We start from the raw sequence: 19,311 nt of genomic DNA on the forward strand, positions 1-19,311 counted from the left end.
TAATAGTATTACGGTTTATTTAATTACTTTCCATAAAGCTAATGAGAAAATCCAATTTGGATCACCGTATCCTTGATAACTTTGAACTGCTTCATAAATTTTACCTTGATGTTCTACTCTATCTCCTTTTTTATATGCAGCATACGAATCCCATGCCTTATACTCAGAAGAGGAGGTATCTTTTGTTGTGATTTTGATTTCATTACTCGCAACTGAAACTTTTCCTTGAGTATCTATAGCTTTTACCATATAGCTATATTCAGTACTAGCCAGTAAATTTTCATCTGTATAGTAAGTTGAAGGACTTGTAGCTATTTTCGTACCGTTACGATAAATCTCATACTCTTTTATACCAACATTACTTATGGATTCTTCCCATATTAAATGAACACTGTTTGTAGTAGTTTCTGATGCTTGTAATTCAGTTGGAGCTGTTGGAGCTGTTTGTTCTGGATTCTCTTCCTTTGTTGTAACTGAAACTTCATTGCTACTTTTTGACTTATTTCCTGCAGCATCTGTAGCTTTAATTTTATAATTATATTTTGTATTGGCTTGTAATCCCGCATCTTCATAACGTGTTGTTTTTGTTGTTCCTACTTTTTTTCCATCACGATAAACTTCATATTCTTTCACACCAATATTATCTGTGGAAGCCTCCCACTGTAGCTCAACAGTTGTTGCTGTTTGATTAACTGAACGTAGATTAGAAGGAGCTGTTGGAGCTATTATGTCAATTTCAGTATTACTATTAAAAGCAGAAAATAGTTTAGAGAAGGCACCATCTTCTACATCGGGTAAACCGGAAGCATCTCCAGTTGCCTGACCAATTTGCCAACTTTCAGTAGCTTTTTTATCACGATACACTGACCACATACTAATTTCCCCAATACCTTTTTCTTTGGCAAATTGGAACAATTCTTTTGCATTATTTAATGTGAAAGTTTCATTTTGAGTATCGTTTTTTCCGATCATAGGTGTAACAGCAATCATTTTCCAAATGTCAGAATCTTTAATAGTACCTTTATATAAATTAGTTAACTGTCCATGCAAGCTATTAATAGCATCTATTGCAGCTTGTCCCATTTGTTGGTTTTGTTGTCCGTAATCCATAGTCATAATATTAATAGAATTTAAATCTACATCATGTTTTATAGCGCTTTGAATCACATTTATCCCATCATTAGTTAGGCCATAGGGCATTACTGGTAAGGTATAACCAATTTTTACATCTTTACCTTCAGCTTTTAATTCCTTTTGTAATAACGCAATTGCTTTTGATCTTCTTTCAATAGATTCAGGGTGAGCGACTAAGACTCCTTCAATATCAAAATCCATATGTGTTAAATGTAATGTGTTAATTACACTTTTATAAGCATCTTTTAATTTATTTACATCTGTAATAGCTGCAGCAAGATCTGCACCTAATCCAGGGATATTACCAGCATTTGCTCCACCAAAGGATACTTTAACATCTCCACCTATTTTTCTAATTTGTTTTATTTGATCATCTAAGTTACCATCTCCAATAGGGGTATGACTTCCTCCCCATACTGGATTTCCATTTTTATCAGCCACTATAAACGAAAGCGTAAAGAAACTAGTATTTGTTTCTTGGGCATATTTTAATAGATTTTGAGGATTCATTCCGTTATCTACATATGGTGCAAAAACATGGGTTGGCCAAGTTATTCCTTCACCAAATAAATCATTTGGATCGCTATTGTCAGGTATATATTCTGAACCAGTATATAATTCCCATCCGCTAAATTGTTGGGTAGGTAAGGTACCTGCATTTACCCAATATACAGAATGATAAACTTTACCTTCATATGTAACATAAGATTCGCCTGGATAATCTTTGTTTTTATTCCAAAATGGTGCTACTTGTTGTTGAGATTTGGTTATATTTTCTTGAGCATACGCAAACGGTTGGCTAATGGCTTGGGATGTAGGAATTATCATAGTTAATGCAACAGCAGTTTTTGCTAGAGTACGAAATGGATGTTTTTTTATAATCATAATAATATCTCCTCACTTCTAATTTATAATTTTAAAAAAATTATATTTGGCAATATAAAAATCCTTTTAAAATATATTCTGAAGAATTATTGCTGTAACCTCCGATACTGATATAAAAATATGAATGTCTTTGATATTTTTAGTTAATGCTAATTTTTATATGTGATGATTACCCTCATTTAGTAGGATAACAACTTACAAAAAATGAAACAAATTAAAGGGAAATGTAATGATATTCATTCAAAAATAGTATATTTCTTCTCATAAACTACAGGAAATCGAATTAAAATGTATATATATACCATTTTTGTAAGGTGAGAATTAATAGTGAGCTAGAAGTAATAGAAATGTACACAAAAGTGTCAATTCTAATAATCTAGTTTAGCTAAAAAATTGTTATCTTAAGTAGAAGATTAACTACTATTTTGACTGAATCTAAACAATATGTTGTATTTTTTAGTAATAAAATGAGATTATTCTTTCTAGATCTTCTAAAACTGTCTTAATTTAGTTAAATAGGTAAACTGGAAACAGCATAAATTAAGTCTATTACTTCTCCTACATTTTTTATTAGTTATATCTTTTTAGTATTCTCATAAAAACTATAGGGAGTTTGAAAAATTGACACATAGACTTTTTATTTTTATATGTTAAGATGGTGTTGCTAACCTATTGTTTATAATAAAAACAGCTTATTTTATTATTAAAGTATAGGACTAGAAAAAACCTCATAAAGAGGTTTTTTCTTATTTATATATTTATCTTTGGTGTGAAAATTCAGTTGCAAAATTAATTTTGAAATAATTCTATGTTTTGTTTAAATATTTTGTGCTTTTATATGTTGGATGAAGTCTTCAGATTATTTCATGATACAAATAAATTTTAATGTTTATTTAGTTTTTAATATATTGTATTGTTATTTTGCTAAATGCTTAAAGGACACAAACAAAATTTAACGATGTGTAATATACATTTAATTAATTTTTTACAATACGTTTAATTAAAGTTTATTAATTTTTTGTATTGTAATTTTAAATTGATTTTTTTAATTTATACTCAGTAGCATAAGCATCAGCAGCAATAATTGCATCAAAAACCATTTCTGGTGAAATTTCAAATGGCATATTATGTATAGTTTCACCATCTTGACAGGCAGCTTCTGCAACTTTCATCAATTCTTCTTTACTTGCATCACCTAAGTTCAAATCTTCAAGTGTAGTAGGTAGGCCGAGTTTGATACAGAAATCAATGTAGTTATATAGCTCTTCAGTTGTCCAAGATTCCATTGCCATTTGTACTAATGTGCCAAATGCAACCTTTTCTCCATGCATCAAATCATGAGTCTTATCATGTAAAACAGTAAAACCATTATGGATGGCATGAGCTGCAGCTAACCCGACACTTTCAAATCCAAGTCCACTAAGTAAGGTGTTTGCCTCTATTACGGCTTCAACTGCTGGAGTAACAGTTTTTTGTTTAACTGCTAAAAGCGCAGCTTCTCCATATTCAAATAAGGTATCCCAGCAGAGTTCTGCAATTTTAGCAGCTGCTAGGGTAGAGAGTCCTCCAGCCATAGCGGGTTTTCGAGATTCTAAATTTGCTCTAGCTTCAATCCATGTAGCCATTCCGTCTCCAATCCCAGCAGCTAAAAATCTGGATGGAGCTTGTGCAATGACTTGGGAATCTACTAAAATAATATCCGGATTTTTTAAATAAAATTTGTATTTCTCAAATACTCCATCATCAGAGTAAATAACAGAAAGAGAACTGGTTGGTGCATCTGTTGAGGCAATAGTGGGAACGCTTACAACTTTGGCCGAAAGAATTTCTCCTACCGCTTTTGCTGTGTCTACTGATTTACCACCACCAATACCAATGATTACATCAGCACCAAATTCTTTTCCTATTTTCTCAATTCTTGCAATTTCATTTTCAGAACTTTCACCATTAAAACCGACTTTTTCAAAGCTTAGATTTTGTTTATGAAAGCTTTCCATAACTTTTTCACCAACAAGATGCCAAACACATTCATCTACAATAACTAATAAATTGGTTCCTAGAGGTTTTACATACTCTCCAATTTTTTTAATTACATTTCTTCCCTGAATATATTTTTGCGGGCTAATTAGGATACGTTCCATGATAATCACTCCTTGATTTTTTTGTAAGTAAGCTGAAAATCTAGCCTTGAATCTAATGTTATCAAAATTCTGAGTACAGAATTATGAATATTTTATGTATATTTTTCGTCTGTTATATGACGGATTAAAAGATAGTGTTATGATTATCAAAAATCAAATACTATTTCTTAAGAAAGGTGAAATGGGAAAATTAGTATTAAAAACCTATATTATCAGGTTTTGTATAAAAAATCTTATTATGTAATAGTTAGAGTTTTAATAATGAAAATAAAAATACATAAAATTCACTGGTTGAATTTTATGTATTTTTATGCACGTATTATTATGAAATAGGTTCTTATGATACAAAGGATTGAAATTAATATTCATACTAAAAATGGTCCACATGCTCGAGCCGTAGCTACACTTATAGCAAAATTGAGCGGAATACTTTTAACGATGAATCTATTCATGAAACACAATCATTATTAGACCAATTGACTCTTGAAAAGAAAAGAATAAAGTATTTAGAATGTGAATTGTCGAAATATAAAAAACTAAACAACTCTTTTCCAGACATTATTATTTATAGTGACACTTTAATGAAGACGCTCTTTGTTGCGAATGAAGTGGCAGAATTAGATTCTACGATTCTTATTACTGGAGAGAGTGAAACAGGAAAAGAACTTATAGGTAAAGGTATCCATAAAGCTGTTTTCAGAAAGGATAAGTCGTTTATTCTAGTAAATTGTGCGGCTATCCCCCCTAATTTAATTGAAAGTGAGCTATTTGAGCATGAAAAAGGAGTATTCACTGGAGCACTTCACATGAGGAAAGGGAAATTTGAGCAAGCAAACATTGGAAGAATCTTTTTAGATGAAATTGGAGGCTTAAAGCTAAATGTCCAAGTGAAATCATTATAGGTTTTTATAATAAAAGGGAATTGTAGGAGGGAATAAAATTATAAAATTAAATGTTAGGGTACTAGCGGCGACTAATGGAAAGGAATAGATGCCATGAAAAAATTTATTAATAATCCAGAAAAAGTAGTTAGGGATATGATTGACGGAATGTTGTTTGCACATTCTGATAAACTACAAAATATGGCTGAAACAAATATAATTATTCGAGCTAATAGTCCATTTCCAGGAAAAGTGGCAATTGTCAGCGGAGGCGGGAGTGGTCATGAACCAGCGCATATTGGATTTGTTGGTAAAGGAATGCTTGATGCTGCTGTAATTGGCGAAATTTTTACTTCTCCTACACCAGACCAGATTTTGAAAGCAATTCAAAAGGTGGATACTGGAAGTGGGGTTTTGTTAATTGTAAAAAACTACTCAGGAGACATAATGAATTTTGAAATGGCTGCTGAAATGGCTGAAGCACAGGGAATTCCGATTGCTACAGTCATTGTTAATGATGATATTGCTATTGATAATAGTTCACACACTATGAGAAGAAGAGGAATTTCTGGAACAATATTTGTACATAAAATAGCTGGAGCAATGGCTGAGAAAGGGGCATCGCTTAAAGAAGTTGAAGATGTTGCAAATAAAGTAATTGCTAATATACGTAGTATGGGCATGGCATTAAAAACGTGTACTATACCTGGAGCTGGTACAGTTGGTTATAAAATTGATGAAAATGAAGTAGAGGTTGGTATAGGTATCCACGGTGAACCTGGAACTCATCGTATTAGTATGATAGCAGCTAATAAAATGGCTGAACTCCTTTTAGAGCATATTTTAAGTGATATGCAATTGAAGATTGGTGACAAAGTTGCAGTAATGGTAAACGGCTTAGGTGGAACGCCGTTAATGGAATTATATATTTTAAATAAGATGATTAACATAATATTAAACAAAATTGGTATCGATATCTGTAAAACATATGTTGGGGAATACATGACAGCGATTGATATGGCCGGTTTTTCTATTACTTTATTAAAACTAGATGAACAATTAACTGCTTTGCTTAATGATCCAGCAAATACGACTAACTGGCGTGTACAATAGGAGGGCCAACATGTATATTACACCAAGACATATCATCAATTGGATGCAACTTACTGCAAAACAACTTGAGTATCAAAAAAAAACCTAACGCAACTTGATCAATTCATAGGTGATGGAGATCATGGTATTAATATGAATAGAGGGTTTAAAGAGGTTGAAAAAAAGATATCATATACAGCCTATGATGATATTGGAAATGTATTTCATGATATTGGAATGATACTTATTTCAAAGGTTGGAGGTGCATCAGGTCCTTTATATGGAACAGCATTTTTAAGGGCTGGTAGTGTTTTAAAAGGGAAAAATAAAATTACAATCAATGAATTAGGACTTGCTTTTCAAGAATCTGTAAATGGCATTTGTCTAAGAGGAAAAACTCAGATTGGAGATAAAACAATGCTTGATGTTTGGGATCCTGTTTTGAAGTATATCCAAAGAAATGGAGAAAAAATAAAACCTATTGGTCTTATCATTTTTGCAAGAGAACAAATGGAAAAAACTAAGCCATTATTAGCTAAAAAAGGACGTGCTTCTTTTCTAGGAGAAAGGTCTATTGGTCATTTAGATCCAGGAGCAGTCTCATCTTTTATTATCTTTGAAACTCTATGTTTATCTCTTATAGGTGAAAAAGAAATTGTTAATGAACTTAGGGAGCAATTGTGATGACTAATGCAGGAATTGCTTTAGTTTCTCATGTTTATCTACTAGTTAAGAGATTTAAAAGCTTTACTCGCCCGATTAAGTTCCAGTGTTTTTAAAGTTTCTGCAGGAGTAGTAGATAACGATAAGTAGGTAGAAGCGTCAGATAAATTCAAGAGGTTATTTATAATGAACGAGTTGTAATTGTATTCCTAAATTTGGGAGGCGCTCTAATTAAGAGTGATTAAATCAAAATAGTAGATTCACTATTAATAGAGGGTCCTACGTAGCAGTTGTTGAATTAGGGATTGGCAGAACTTTAGAAGAAATATTTAAGATTTAAGGCTGTACTTGAAGCGAAAACCATTATAAAAATATAAAAGGAGCTAATCTTATGAGAATCGAAAGAAAATTGATTGTAACTCGTAAGGATGGAATTCATGCAAAATCAGCAAGTGAAATTGTAGATGGCTTAAGGGATTATGATTGTTCGGTTAAGTTTATATTTAAAGATAAAAAAGTTAATGCAAAAAGCACTCTTCAATTAATCGGTTTAGCAGTAAAAAGAGGAGCGGAAATACATGTAATTCTTGATGGGAAAGATGCTGATGATGCCCTTGTGTTTATACAATGGTATTTGAAATAACAAAAGGGGGTCATAAATATGTCTCCATTTATGGGGGAATTAATTGGAACCTTAGTTCTTATTTTATTAGGAAACGGCGTTGTAGCAGGTACTTTACTAAAAAAATCCAAAGCACAAAATTCCGGATGGATTGCAATTACTCTTGGCTGGGGATTAGCAGTTACATTTGCTATATATATAGTAGATAACATAAGTGGAGCACATTTGAATCCTGCAGTTACAATTGCTTTTGCTTGTATAGGGTTATTTCCTTGGAGTGAAGTTCCTTCCTATATTGGTGCACAGTTGATGGGGGCTTTTTTAGGTTCAATATTTGTCTGGCTCCAGTATTTTCCGCATTGGAAAGAAACTAAAAATCAAGAAATTATATTGTCGGTGTTTTCTACAAGCCCTGCAATAAAAAGTTGGCCGTTCAATTTGTTAAGTGAAATTATTGGCACTGCAGTATTTGTATTTTCAATTTTAGCTATGAGTCATAATAAAGTTACAGATGGACTACTTCCAATAATAATAGGAGCGTTAATAGTATCTATAGGTTTATCTCTTGGTGGAACAACTGGATTTGCTTTAAATCCAGCTCGAGATTTTGGCCCAAGACTAGCACATCAAATCTTACCAATATGTAATAAAGGCTCTTCGGATTGGGGATACGCATGGATTCCCATAATTGGTAGTACCATAGGAGGAATCATAGGAGCTATATGTTTTCAATTGATTTATTAAGCAATTAATATATTAAACTTCAATTAGAAATCAATTAGTTAACTACGTTTACTATCGATCATATAATGCAAAGGGGTATTTAAGTAAAAAATGTATGCTAAAAAAATCACTATATATTTCTTATAATGTGGAATTGTTTTATTCATAAAATGTTCAATTTATATCCATTGTGAAAAAATTCACAATGGATATAATGAATATATAACCGTTGTAGAGGGTGATAGTGGTTTTATTCTTTTGAGAACTGATAAACGAGCTGCTTTTATATTGTTATATTTATGTTTTTTTACAAATATTATTATTATTTGATACATACTCTCTTTAAAGTTGAGCAAATATCCAATCTAACCAAGATCAAAAATACCAATGCCAAATATTCTTTTGCGACGAATCAACTCTTTTATCAAATTTCTGTCTCCAACTACAAACTGTTTTCTAGATAGCTATCTTTAGCAAACTTCTGACTCGTAAGAGGGGGTTATTGTTTTTTTGTTTGTTATTTTGTATGCAGGCGATATAAATCATCTTATCAGATAGAACGGCAATGTTTTTAGTAAGTGGAATCGATTTCATTATACGAGTAACAGTGCTTTTCTTTATTTGGGAAAAGGATAAATATGTATAGTCTGTCATTCAATTGAACTTTTGGTGAGTAACATATGCGTAATTAAAAACTTACATGGTATTTTTATCATTCGAAAGAACTTTAAATTGATTTCTGTCATGTTGGTTTGCATTGATAATCATGTTTTTCGAGATAAACGCTTTCCTTATCAATAAGGCAATTCGCAAGTGGAGTTTTACTCCTATTTTGGTTTGACGCAACTCAGTCTATTTATAGTTGATTAGGTTTAGAGTAAGTGTATTTGAAACAACGATTTTTAACGGTATGTTCTTTCTATATTTTGAAAGCGTTTTCTTTTAGTGGGTTATTTTATAAGATTATGAACCTTTTACCTAAGAAATTATGTGTTTTAAGTAATGATTTGGAAAATGATGAATTGGAGATTCACAAACTCATTTTTAGTAGTAAACAAAATTTTATAAAAGAAGTGAGATTTAAATAGCCTAGGAGGTGGTTTTCTCAAGGATAGAAAAAGTTGGTTTTTAATAGTTAAAGATTGATGAAATGAAGAAGAAGAGTTGTGTTGTTTGCGTCAATTCAGAAAAAATTAGGATGAAATATTTAGGAGGTAGAGAGATGGTAGGGATTATCCTAGCAAGCCATGGCCAATTTGCTGAAGGCATTTTACAATCTGGCGCAATGATTTTTGGAGAACAAGAAAATGTTAAAGCTGTTACCTTAATGCCTAGCGAAGGTCCAGGCGATTTGAGGGCGAAAATGGAAGCTGCAGTTGCATCTTTTGATAATCAAGATGAAGTATTATTCTTAGTCGATCTATGGGGCGGTACTCCATTCAATCAAGCTAATGGCTTGTATGAAGAACACAAAGACAATTGGGCGATCGTTGCTGGTATGAGCTTACCAATGGTGATTGAAGCTTATGCATCTCGTTTATCAATAACGTCTGCTCAAGAAATCGCAGCACAAATCGTTAAAACAGCAAAAGAAGGGATCAGGATTAAACCTGAAGAGCTGGAACCCAAAGAAAATACTGATACTGCAGTTGCTAAAGATGGAAAAGCAAAAGGCAGACTTGCTCCCGGTACAGTAGTTGGTGATGGGAAAATCAAGTTTGTTTTAGTCCGTGTGGATTCTCGTTTATTGCATGGTCAGGTAGCGACTGCATGGACAAAGTCTACACAACCAAATCGTATTATCGTAGTTTCAGATGCAGTGTCTAAAGACGATCTTCGTAAGAAATTAATCGAACAGGCGGCACCACCAGGGGTTAAGGCCAATGTTATTCCAATCAGCAAAATGATTGAAGTTGAAAAAGATCCCCGTTTTGGTAATACTAATGCACTGGTATTATTTGAAAACCCACTAGATGTCCTGAGAGTTATAGAGGGTGGTGTGGATATTAAAGAAGTTAACGTTGGTTCTATGGCTCATTCAACTGGAAAGGTTGTTGTTAATAAGGTTCTTTCTATGGGAAGAGAAGATGTTGAGGCTTTCGAGAAAATGAAAGCAAAAGGCATTCATTTTGATGTACGTAAAGTACCTAATGATTCTCGTGCAAACATGGATGATATTCTAAAAAAAGCGAAGGTTGAATTATCGTAGTTACATAGCAAATTTAAATGAAATGGGGGATCATAATGTCTACTATAGAAATAATTTTAGTGATACTAATTGCATTTCTAGCCGGTATGGAAGGAATATTAGATGAATTTCAATTCCATCAACCGCTAGTGGCATGTACACTAATCGGTTTAGTAACAGGTAACCTGGAGGCTGGTATTGTTCTTGGCGGTACACTTCAAATGATTGCACTTGGATGGGCAAATATTGGAGCAGCCGTAGCGCCAGATGCTGCATTGGCATCAGTTGCATCAGCGATTATTTTAGTATTAGGCGGGCAAGGTGTTAGCGGTGTTGCATCAGCAATTGCAGTAGCGGTACCACTTGCAGTAGCAGGACTTTTCTTAACAATGATTGTTCGTACACTTGCTGTTCCTATTGTACACATGATGGATACGGCAGCTGAAGAAGGAAATATAAAAAAAATTGAAGTGTTACACATCGCTGCGGTATGTTTACAAGGTATCCGAATTGCAATTCCTGCTGGAGCACTTTTATTTATCCCTGCACAAAGCGTTCAAGGATTCTTGGAATCAATGCCTGCATGGTTAACTGATGGAATGGCTATAGGTGGGGGAATGGTTGTTGCTGTTGGTTATGCATTAGTTATTAATATGATGGCAACAAAAGAAGTATGGCCATTCTTCATTATTGGTTTCGTAATAGCAGCAATTTCTCAATTAACACTTATTGCACTTGGTGCATTGGGTGTAGCTTTAGCTCTTATTTATTTGAGTCTTTCTAAAATGGGTGGTTCTTCAAATGGTGGTGGAGGTAACTCTGGTGACCCACTTGACGATATCTTAAACGATTATTAATTTAGGAGGAGGAGAAGACAAATGGCAGAAAAAATTAAATTAACAAAAAGAGATCGTTTAGCCGTTGCATGGCGATCTACATTTATTCAGGGTTCTTGGAACTATGAACGTATGCAGAATGGTGGCTGGGCTTTCTCGATGATTCCAGCGATTAAAAAGTTATATAAATCAAAAGAAGATCGAAAAGCAGCATTAAAACGTCACTTGGAATTCTTTAATACACACCCCTATATTGCTTCACCAATTCTAGGAGTTACATTAGCACTTGAAGAAGAACGCGCTAATGGTGCAGAAGTTGATGATGTGGCAATTCAAGGGGTTAAAGTTGGGATGATGGGTCCTTTAGCCGGTGTTGGTGATCCGGTATTCTGGTTTACTTTACGTCCAATGTTAGGTGCTTTAGGAGCATCATTAGCAATGGGGGGGAATATCCTTGGGCCAATCCTTTTCTTCTTAGCTTGGAATCTGGTCCGTTGGGGATTTATGTGGTATACACAAGAATTTGGTTATAAAGCCGGTTCTAAAATCACTGATGATCTTTCTGGTGGATTATTACAAGATATTACAAAAGGTGCATCAATCCTTGGTATGTTTGTACTTGCAGCCTTGGTGGAACGGTGGGTATCAATTAAATTCAAGCCAGTTGTATCTGAAGTTCAGTTAGATAAAGGTGCGTATATTGAGTGGGACAAACTTCCTGGAAATGGTGAAGGGATTCGTCAATCTTTCGAACAAGTAAACTCAGGAATGGCACTGTCACCTACGAAAGTAACTACCTTGCAAGATAACTTAGATCAATTAATTCCTGGTTTAGCTGCATTGCTTCTGACATTCTTCTGCATGTGGTTGCTGAAGAAAAAAGTCAGCCCAATTGTTATTATTCTTTCATTATTTGTAGTTGGGGTAGTTGGTCACGTAATCGGGCTTTTATAATTTAAGTTGCTGACGTTTTCAATTCTTAAGATTTATTATTTAGGAATTGTTGAGATTAAAGTGTAGATTAGTAGCCTATAAATTGATAATAGTTCGTATACAAAAGTGGCTGTCGATTATCGTTTCAGCCACTTTTTGTATTGGCTTAATTATTTGAAGCAACGAATTATAAATAGGATAAATGAAATGGAGCGGATATGATGGTTCAATCAATTAATACAAAGGTAGATTTAGTAATAGATGCTACCGCTTTTACGGGACTTACAGACTATGGGAAAATTATGATTGGTGATAAAGGGTTTGAATTTTATAATTCTCGTGATACGCGTAAATTTATTCAAATTCCATGGGAGGAAGTAGATTATGTTATAGCTTCTGTAATGTTTAAGGGTAAATGGATTCCACGTTATGCTATTGAAACCAAGAGAAATGGAATCTTCACCTTTTCTTCTAAGGAACCTAAGAAAGTTCTTCGGGCTATACGAGAATATGTAGATCCAGGTCATATGTCACAATCTCTAAGTTTCTATGATGTTATTAAACGTGGCCTTAAATCGCTAGGTAAAAAGAAATAATAAAATGAAAAGAAGGGGTGTATTTTTTATATAGGAGCTAAAATGGTTTTGGTGTGAAAATAGATTAACTGATTATGCTTCTTTTTAGATTCATACTATCAGTATGTTCAAGATTAAGATATTAGCTGTAAGAGCCTTGGGATTTTTGCACCAGAACCGTTCTATACATTAAAGGTTATTTATGTTATTTAATTATATTTTTGCAATCGTGCTGTGTTATAATTCTGAAATACTGATATATCTAGTAGGACTTATAGATTTCGGTTTATCATATGAAATGAAAAATTAAGGCATTATCTTTGAGGTTCAGGCTATTATTATTCACACTATTATTCAGACTAAAAGAAGTACAAGGAGGAAGGTATATCTATTAAAATAGTAAGATATACCAAATTCAAAATGAATATTAAATTTAATAAAAAAGTAGTAGCATTCACGGCAGGATTAACGGTATTATCTTCACCATTGGTATCGTTTGCAGAGGAACAACAATCAGTAAACAATAAGCAATCTACAAGCCTTCAATTGCAAGGTAACACAGACCAACTTCAAACAACAGATGAACAGGCTTTAAAAAGTATTGAAGCTAGTTTTGAAGAGGTAGACGGACGTGGTGGAGGTACTGTCGACAATAAGAAAGTAGATAGTCTTCAACGTTCAGAAGGTATTCATGAAGAAACAGGTACATTAACTGTTCCTAACAATTCAAACAGAACAAAACGTAGTCTGTCTCCCATATCACCTAGCACCTCTAGTACAATAAACGGTGTTCCATTCACTGAATGGATTGTTCCAGCAGGTAACGATAATATTCGTCCTCAAAACTACATGAGTCCAAAGTATATTACAATTCATGAGACTGATAATACAAGTGTAGGAGCAGGTGCTAGAAACCACGCTCAATACCTATATAACCAAGCAGTAGGGAACACAGACCGAGCTGCATCGTGGCATTTTACAGTAGACGATAAAGAGATTTATCAACATCTACCATTAAACGAGAACGGATGGCACGCAGGAGACGGTGATGGTCCAGGTAATAGAGAATCTATTGCAATTGAAATCGCAGTTAACAGTGACGGAAACTACAGTAAAGCGGTAGATAACGCTAAGAAACTTGTAGCATATTTAATGAAAGAAACTGGTGTACCGTTAAATAACATTGTAAAACACCAAAAATGGAGCGGTAAAATCTGCCCTGCTAACATGATTAATAATGGGCAATGGGATGTATTCGTAAATAGCGTTGAGGGATATTATAATAATCTTTATCAACCAAAAGATGACATTACAGGAGGTTGGTATGAAGAAGCTATTCGAGAGTTAAATAGAAGGGGTATTATGATAGGGGAAGGAAACGGAGTTTTCGCACCCAATAGAGCGATAACAAGAGCCGAATTTGCTCAATTAATCTCTAAATCTCTAAACCTGCCAGCTGGAGATGCTTCATTTAAAGACCTAAACGATGCAAATTCAACTTTACGAGATGCTATTAAACGTACTGCAAGTGCAGGTATCATTCAAGGTAGAGGAGATGGTTATTTTGACCCAAACACACCTATTACAAGAGAAGAATCAGCAATTATTGTAAACAAGGCTTTACAGTATAAAGGTATATGGGGACCAGTTGTAAACCTACCATTCTCAGACAAAGACCAAATTAGCTATAAAGAAGATGTACAAAGATTGTATGGCTTAGGTATTGTCAAAGGTAAGGGTGAAAATCAATACGACCCTAAAGGAACAACAACTCGTGGTGAAACAGCAACATTCATTCTAAATATGCTACAAGTAATTGAAAATGGTAGTGTTGAAAAGGTAATTGGAACGGCTCAAATTAATGGTATTGGGGTAAATGTTCGAAGCGGCTCAGGTACAAACTATTCTATTGTTAGAAAGACAAGTAAAGGTGAAAAAGTTACAGTATATGAAGAAAAGAATGGCTGGCTAAGAATTGGAACAGGTCAGTGGATTTATTATGACTCTAGTTATATCGACTATAAAAGACTAAATAGTTAAAAGAACAGATCATATTTGGATATATAAATTACCCTCAGGTTGTGAAGAAGACTTTCTCCACAACCTGTTTTTGTGCCTAGCCCCCTCTTTACCTTCCAATACTGATAAAAAGAGGAAAAGGAAAGATTTATTATGATGCTGTTATCGGAAAATAATGGTAATTACCGTGTATACAATTAAAGGTTAATGTTTTTCTGATAATTAAGCAGAGGTCACCGTACATACCCATCCAGTTAACATTTTGAAATACTCCAAAACGAAAGAATGAGCTGTATTGTTACTAGCCATAACACCCATCGTGTTAATCATAAATAGCTTGTATCAGTTCTTTTACCTCCGCATTTGGATTAGGATGATTGAGCTGTTTCATCCAATAATAGTACGTACTACGAGTAATATTAACGAGTTGAAGTAACTCCTTGACAGGAAATTCATGCCTTAATCCATAAAAGAATAGTTATTTTACGCAGTATTGCGAAAAGAGGAAGAAGGACGTATTTCCTTTCAGCAAAGATTTAAAGAATTTCTGGTTATGATCGTTAGTTTTGGGATTATTATGTTTCTCATATGTGGAGAAATCCTGTTACAATAGTAAAGAATAACTTGGGTACAAATTGATAATGAAATGGGGAAATATGCTGGATGAAAGCAACCGGAGTAACTAGAAAAGTGGATGAATTAGGGCGTATAGTAATTCCAAAGGAACTTAGAAATACGCTTGGGATTAAAGAAAAATCACCATTAGAAATTTTTGTAGAAGGGGAAGACATCATTTTACAGAAGTATCAGCCTGGTCATGTTTGTGCATTAACAGGAGAAGTGTCAAATCGTAACATAGCATTAGCAAAGGGTAAGATCTCATTAAGTCCAGAAGGTGCAGAACTATTAATAAAAGAAATAGAACAGTACCTTGTCAAATAAGTGCCCCTTTCAAGGGGCTTTTTTTTATAGTTAAAATAATAATTTCACATACTGTAATACTTTAAAAAACTAAAACAATACAATAATAGTCTACATTTAATCTTGTGTAGACTTAATCAGCTAAATGGAGAATATATTGTATATATTTTGGATAGATTTCTTGCGAAATATGTACCTAGAGCAGTATTTCGATTTAAATGTGATACGATAGTGATATATTCGTTTTGCTAGTAAAAGGGGATGAGTGTCGATGAAAAACCACATAAAAGTAAATGGAAAAATCCTTCAAACAAATAAAAAATGGTCACATCTCAAGCAAAGACAAAGACAACATATTTCTAATTGGTTACGTAGAGAATATACACAGTTTGTAAAAACACATTATAGAAAACCTAGAAAGTATGAACATGATGAGATTCTTCATGAAGTGATGAATCAAATACAGGAACGTGAAATTTGGATTCCTAATGGTGAAATAAAAAGATATTATCTAAGCAAAATAGGAAAATGGTTTAGAAAAATAGAAAGTGAATGGGAATCACAAATATCCAACAGTGAAAAGCAGCAGGTATTAGAAGAAAAGTAAATACAAAGAAACAAGGGGTAGTTACAGTAATTTTAAAGAATGGCGTTCCAGTACGTGGGAAGATTCTTGCAACAGATAAATTTACCATCCTAATGATGATTCGTAATAAACAACAATTAATATACAAACAAGCAATTTCTACACTTGCTATTTAATGGGTACCGCAGCATTTCGGCTGATCTAGTAACAAACCTAAAACCTAAAACCTAAAACCTAAAACCTAAAACCGTACTAGGAATGTATTAAAAATTGCATAGATTGATAGAACAAAAAAGGAGGTTCCCTTGTAAGACTAGGGTTTCTCCTTTTTCCTTGCTATCGATAATGAGACGTTATGTGAACTAGAAATGAATAGAGTATTCATTAAAAAAACTTTAATACAAATAAGCTTTACCATGATAATCTAATCTTATAAATACATAAAAAGAGAGGACTGGCTATGTTGAACAGTCAAAATTGGATTAATAACTGGAACGAAACGTTTCATCAAATAGAAAAAATTAAAGGGGATATTGAATCTTTCGTTGTTGAAAAATCAGCAACAGAAGAAGAAATTAAATTAACAGAACAACAATTAGGCTATCCTCTCCCTATTAGCTTCAAAGAAGTTTTAGTGAAATTTTCAAAGTAAGTAGAGCTTAGATGGTCCTTTCCAGATGAACTTTCTATACCAGCTGAATTTGATGATATCTTTGCAGGTGAACTATGTTGGAATTTAGATTCGATTGAGGACTTAGCAGAAGTTGCAGATAGCTTAAAGGATGTAGGAGATAATTATGGTGAAAACTTACGACAAAAATTAGCATTCTATACCGTTCCCAACGGTGATTATCTTGCTTTAGATTTGAATTCTAATAACGAAGATGCAGCTGTTGTTTACTGGGACCATGAAGAAGATTCAGTCACTTATGTAGCAGATAATTTTATTGAGTTTATTGAAAAGTTTACTGATTTGCATTTAATTGGGGCTGAGATCTGGCAATGGGAAACCTTCATAGATTCTAAGGGTATAAATACAGATAGTGAAATAGCACAAAAATGGAAAAAACTCTTCACAGAACTTTAAAACATAGGCACTTTTAACTTCCAATAACGAAAACTAAAGACCCAAGAACTAATTAATAAAATATAACTTTTTCTAATAAGTCAACAACCAGTTCCTTAACATATAAGGAACTGGTTAATTTATATACAAAATATGTATAAATGTCTAATTTACTTTACTTACACTTGCGTACTTATTTGAGTATGGTGCTGAATTTATTTTACTTGTATGCGACTATTATCCCGATAATGAGCAATTCACAGTTGTACATCTAATAAAGAAAGAATAATGTTTGTTTCAAGTGACATCTTGATTACCTCTTTCTTTTTAGTGTTATTATGCACATAAATTATCGCATGCTCCTGAAGCTGATATGAAGTAAAGATAATTTTCCTATGAAGTTTTTATGTCTCCACACATAAACTCTAGATAGCAAGGCTATAATGACTACCAAAGAAAAGCTTCCTTTGTACAAAAAATTTCACCGTATTTTTTGTACAAAAACCTCATATATTTAAGCATAATTTATTGGGAGGTTGATTATGAGCATGTATTTAAAAATACAAGAAAGTGCGAAGCGTATAAATGAATTAACTAGCCATCAAAAGAAACTAGAACGCGAAAAAAATATATTAAAAAGTGAGTTTTATAGATTGTTGAAAGAAAATAAAAAATACAAAGATACTCCCGAAGAGATAAGAACTTTGGATAATTAATCTCAATTTAAAGTTTCATTTAAATTTTAGTCAACTGCAGAAGTATGAAAATAGTTTAACTTCAGTACTTGGTTATCTATAAGTATTTTGATACTATATTTATTCGTAAATTTGACACAGCCTTTTATGATATATACATGCTATACTTAATTGCATAGTAAATAAATTGTATCCCAGTACATTACTTACTATTACTAGTACCCGAAAAACCTTAATATGATACGGTAAAAGGCCTCTTTTCAACGAGAAAAGGGGCCTTTTTTCATTAATATTTAGTTAAGTATATGCTATGAATTAAAAAGGAAACTTTATATTAATTTACATTTCTTTCATAGAGTTAAGATAAGGATCATATATTATAACAACATGTTACATTGAAAGGGTGAATATATGATTTCATCGTATTCGGTAAGTTATATTTTAGTCACGGGTAATACTGCTATAAAAAAGGTAGCTAAAGTTCATGCATCCTCAGAAGTTTTTGCTGTTAATAAGATTAAAAGAGAATTAGAACGTAGGTTTTCAAAGCCAACAAAAATTGAAGTTTTTCCGGTTTAATAAAACGGTATAAAAAGAGGAATCACTCTTTGTTTTCTTATTAATTAATTTGTAATTATTATGGATTAAACCTCATATTTTTTAATTAAATTTCCAACTACATTTAAAAAGAGTTCTTTTATTTTATTTCCATCAAGCTAACACTTTGATTATCAGTTTACCTATAAATTAGCCGTAGGTTAATTATTAACCCATAAACTTTGCCAGGAATTTTAATAAGAAGCATAAAGTTAACTAGAATTAAGGTGTTTTATGCTAATAAAATTAGAATATCAATAAAACCTTCACTGAAAGATAGCGCCAACAATAACCAAATTTCTTTATTAGACACGAGCTTGGTTAAAGTAAATTCAAAATATCTTTTGGTTTATTTAATACAAAATCAGCTTTTTCAAAACCTTCTCACCTGAAATTGATTTTACATAATCTTAGCTTGATAGCTATGTGGCGCTACCCCACATCCATCAACTTAAGGGATATTTTCAAACAAAATGTGTTTTTTTATATAATTTTTTATTATCTTTTATAGATTTTATAAAAGTAGGCATATCAAATAAACCCTGACAGGTTTCAATTTTTTACTATGCTACCTGAGGATTAGAAGTGGTATACTCATAAACAACACCCAAAATATCAAAGACTGTCTTTTTCTCGTACCGATGAGATTTTCGTCCGTTGTGCTGTAGGAGGTTAAACAGACGAAGGAGAACCTTTGATAATTCTTGGGTGTTTTGTGTAATGCTTGGTAAAAAGTGAAAATAATCCTTAATTA

The 19,311-nt window shown here is 32.9% G+C and carries 17 protein-coding genes and 3 pseudogenes; 16 read left to right on the forward strand and 4 right to left on the reverse strand.

The features are described from left to right. Positions 1 to 15: 15 nt before the first annotated feature. Positions 16 to 2,019: a fibronectin type III domain-containing protein gene (locus tag HMPREF1014_RS24135; RefSeq protein ID WP_000584412.1), complete on the reverse strand. Its 2,004-nt coding sequence runs from the start codon at positions 2,017 to 2,019 to the stop codon at positions 16 to 18. 1,031 nt (positions 2,020 to 3,050) lie between these two features. Continuing rightward, positions 3,051 to 4,160 carry a glycerol dehydrogenase gene (locus tag HMPREF1014_RS24140; protein ID WP_000439700.1) on the reverse strand — a complete coding sequence of 370 codons (1,110 nt, stop codon included), beginning with the start codon at positions 4,158 to 4,160 and terminating at the stop codon, positions 3,051 to 3,053. Positions 4,161 to 4,678: 518 nt separating this feature from the next. On the opposite strand from HMPREF1014_RS24140, the gene HMPREF1014_RS24145 reads away from it, so the two are divergent. The 10 genes and pseudogenes from HMPREF1014_RS24145 to HMPREF1014_RS24190 all read left to right on the forward strand — a co-directional run bounded on the left by HMPREF1014_RS24145 (position 4,679) and on the right by HMPREF1014_RS24190 (position 14,713). After that, positions 4,679 to 5,062 carry a sigma 54-interacting transcriptional regulator gene (locus HMPREF1014_RS24145; RefSeq protein WP_025966274.1) on the forward strand — a complete coding sequence of 128 codons (384 nt, stop codon included), beginning with the start codon at positions 4,679 to 4,681 and terminating at the stop codon, positions 5,060 to 5,062. Positions 5,063 to 5,155: 93 nt separating this feature from the next. Continuing rightward, positions 5,156 to 6,154, forward strand: coding sequence for a dihydroxyacetone kinase subunit DhaK (gene dhaK, locus HMPREF1014_RS24150; RefSeq protein WP_000713539.1), 999 nt, complete (start codon positions 5,156 to 5,158; stop codon positions 6,152 to 6,154). A 10-nt stretch (positions 6,155 to 6,164) separates the two neighbouring features. Further along, positions 6,165 to 6,817: pseudogene (gene dhaL, locus HMPREF1014_RS24155) on the forward strand (dihydroxyacetone kinase subunit DhaL). Positions 6,818 to 7,187: 370 nt separating this feature from the next. Beyond that, positions 7,188 to 7,439, forward strand: a complete 252-nt coding sequence (locus HMPREF1014_RS24160; protein ID WP_001217719.1) for an HPr family phosphocarrier protein — start codon at positions 7,188 to 7,190, stop codon at positions 7,437 to 7,439. An 18-nt stretch (positions 7,440 to 7,457) separates the two neighbouring features. After that, entirely contained in the window at positions 7,458 to 8,162 is a 705-nt protein-coding gene (locus HMPREF1014_RS24165; protein ID WP_000074460.1) for an MIP/aquaporin family protein, read from the forward strand. Between the two features lie 1,201 nt (positions 8,163 to 9,363). After that, positions 9,364 to 10,350 (forward strand): mannose/fructose/sorbose PTS transporter subunit IIA, encoded by a 987-nt coding sequence (locus HMPREF1014_RS24170; RefSeq protein WP_000232812.1) that lies wholly within the window; start codon positions 9,364 to 9,366, stop codon positions 10,348 to 10,350. Positions 10,351 to 10,385: 35 nt separating this feature from the next. Continuing rightward, positions 10,386 to 11,186 carry a PTS mannose/fructose/sorbose transporter subunit IIC gene (locus HMPREF1014_RS24175; protein ID WP_000103758.1) on the forward strand — a complete coding sequence of 267 codons (801 nt, stop codon included), beginning with the start codon at positions 10,386 to 10,388 and terminating at the stop codon, positions 11,184 to 11,186. A gap of 21 nt (positions 11,187 to 11,207) precedes the next feature. After that, the gene (locus HMPREF1014_RS24180) at positions 11,208 to 12,119 is read left to right on the forward strand and encodes a PTS system mannose/fructose/sorbose family transporter subunit IID (RefSeq protein WP_000818295.1); all 912 of its coding nucleotides are present in this window, start codon (positions 11,208 to 11,210) and stop codon (positions 12,117 to 12,119) included. A gap of 197 nt (positions 12,120 to 12,316) precedes the next feature. After that, a complete protein-coding gene (locus HMPREF1014_RS24185; RefSeq protein WP_009327551.1) occupies positions 12,317 to 12,694 on the forward strand; it encodes a DUF956 family protein in 378 nt (125 codons plus the stop codon). A 399-nt stretch (positions 12,695 to 13,093) separates the two neighbouring features. Further along, entirely contained in the window at positions 13,094 to 14,713 is a 1,620-nt protein-coding gene (locus HMPREF1014_RS24190; RefSeq protein WP_001021940.1) for an S-layer homology domain-containing protein, read from the forward strand. A gap of 304 nt (positions 14,714 to 15,017) precedes the next feature. Here HMPREF1014_RS24190 and HMPREF1014_RS31135 read toward each other — a convergent pair. Beyond that, positions 15,018 to 15,161: pseudogene (locus HMPREF1014_RS31135) on the reverse strand (IS3 family transposase); the annotation flags it as partial. Positions 15,162 to 15,355: 194 nt separating this feature from the next. Between HMPREF1014_RS31135 and HMPREF1014_RS24195 the strand changes: the two are divergent. The 6 genes from HMPREF1014_RS24195 to HMPREF1014_RS31400 all read left to right on the forward strand — a co-directional run bounded on the left by HMPREF1014_RS24195 (position 15,356) and on the right by HMPREF1014_RS31400 (position 17,981). Then, on the forward strand, positions 15,356 to 15,634 hold the full coding sequence (locus tag HMPREF1014_RS24195) for an AbrB/MazE/SpoVT family DNA-binding domain-containing protein (protein WP_000648344.1): 279 nt from the start codon (positions 15,356 to 15,358) through the stop codon (positions 15,632 to 15,634). A 250-nt stretch (positions 15,635 to 15,884) separates the two neighbouring features. Beyond that, on the forward strand, positions 15,885 to 16,220 hold the full coding sequence (locus HMPREF1014_RS24200) for a hypothetical protein (protein ID WP_000788511.1): 336 nt from the start codon (positions 15,885 to 15,887) through the stop codon (positions 16,218 to 16,220). Further along, on the forward strand, positions 16,205 to 16,375 hold the full coding sequence (locus HMPREF1014_RS30795; protein ID WP_080473710.1) for an RNA chaperone Hfq: 171 nt from the start codon (positions 16,205 to 16,207) through the stop codon (positions 16,373 to 16,375). Before HMPREF1014_RS24200 ends, HMPREF1014_RS30795 begins: the two co-directional genes overlap by 16 nt. 284 nt (positions 16,376 to 16,659) lie before the next feature. Continuing rightward, on the forward strand, positions 16,660 to 16,851 hold the full coding sequence (locus HMPREF1014_RS24205) for an SMI1/KNR4 family protein (protein WP_000935110.1): 192 nt from the start codon (positions 16,660 to 16,662) through the stop codon (positions 16,849 to 16,851). Positions 16,852 to 16,908: 57 nt separating this feature from the next. Further along, on the forward strand, positions 16,909 to 17,286 hold the full coding sequence (locus tag HMPREF1014_RS30800) for an SMI1/KNR4 family protein (RefSeq protein ID WP_255344402.1): 378 nt from the start codon (positions 16,909 to 16,911) through the stop codon (positions 17,284 to 17,286). A gap of 521 nt (positions 17,287 to 17,807) precedes the next feature. Then, positions 17,808 to 17,981 (forward strand): hypothetical protein, encoded by a 174-nt coding sequence (locus HMPREF1014_RS31400; protein WP_000063206.1) that lies wholly within the window; start codon positions 17,808 to 17,810, stop codon positions 17,979 to 17,981. A gap of 1,139 nt (positions 17,982 to 19,120) precedes the next feature. On the opposite strand, the pseudogene HMPREF1014_RS24215 reads toward HMPREF1014_RS31400, so the two are convergent. Beyond that, positions 19,121 to 19,311 (reverse strand): annotated as a pseudogene (locus tag HMPREF1014_RS24215) (IS4 family transposase); the annotation flags it as partial.

This window comes from Bacillus sp. 7_6_55CFAA_CT2 (genome assembly GCF_000238655.1).
Classification (GTDB): Bacteria; Bacillota; Bacilli; order Bacillales; family Bacillaceae_G; genus Bacillus_A; species Bacillus_A cereus.

Excerpts from the sequence above, each read along its gene's own strand:
- HMPREF1014_RS24135 (WP_000584412.1), bottom strand. The coding sequence starts at position 2,019 with ATGATTATAAAAAAACATCCATTTCGTACTCTAGCAAAAACTGCTGTT.
- HMPREF1014_RS24140 (WP_000439700.1), bottom strand. The coding sequence starts at position 4,160 with ATGGAACGTATCCTAATTAGCCCGCAAAAATATATTCAGGGAAGAAAT.
- dhaK (WP_000713539.1), top strand. The coding sequence starts at position 5,156 with ATGAAAAAATTTATTAATAATCCAGAAAAAGTAGTTAGGGATATGATT.
- HMPREF1014_RS24160 (WP_001217719.1), top strand. The coding sequence starts at position 7,188 with ATGAGAATCGAAAGAAAATTGATTGTAACTCGTAAGGATGGAATTCAT.
- HMPREF1014_RS24165 (WP_000074460.1), top strand. The coding sequence starts at position 7,458 with ATGTCTCCATTTATGGGGGAATTAATTGGAACCTTAGTTCTTATTTTA.
- HMPREF1014_RS24170 (WP_000232812.1), top strand. The coding sequence starts at position 9,364 with ATGGTAGGGATTATCCTAGCAAGCCATGGCCAATTTGCTGAAGGCATT.
- HMPREF1014_RS24175 (WP_000103758.1), top strand. The coding sequence starts at position 10,386 with ATGTCTACTATAGAAATAATTTTAGTGATACTAATTGCATTTCTAGCC.
- HMPREF1014_RS24180 (WP_000818295.1), top strand. The coding sequence starts at position 11,208 with ATGGCAGAAAAAATTAAATTAACAAAAAGAGATCGTTTAGCCGTTGCA.
- HMPREF1014_RS24185 (WP_009327551.1), top strand. The coding sequence starts at position 12,317 with ATGATGGTTCAATCAATTAATACAAAGGTAGATTTAGTAATAGATGCT.
- HMPREF1014_RS24190 (WP_001021940.1), top strand. The coding sequence starts at position 13,094 with ATGAATATTAAATTTAATAAAAAAGTAGTAGCATTCACGGCAGGATTA.
- HMPREF1014_RS24195 (WP_000648344.1), top strand. The coding sequence starts at position 15,356 with ATGAAAGCAACCGGAGTAACTAGAAAAGTGGATGAATTAGGGCGTATA.
- HMPREF1014_RS24200 (WP_000788511.1), top strand. The coding sequence starts at position 15,885 with ATGAAAAACCACATAAAAGTAAATGGAAAAATCCTTCAAACAAATAAA.
- HMPREF1014_RS24205 (WP_000935110.1), top strand. The coding sequence starts at position 16,660 with ATGTTGAACAGTCAAAATTGGATTAATAACTGGAACGAAACGTTTCAT.
- HMPREF1014_RS31400 (WP_000063206.1), top strand. The coding sequence starts at position 17,808 with ATGAGCATGTATTTAAAAATACAAGAAAGTGCGAAGCGTATAAATGAA.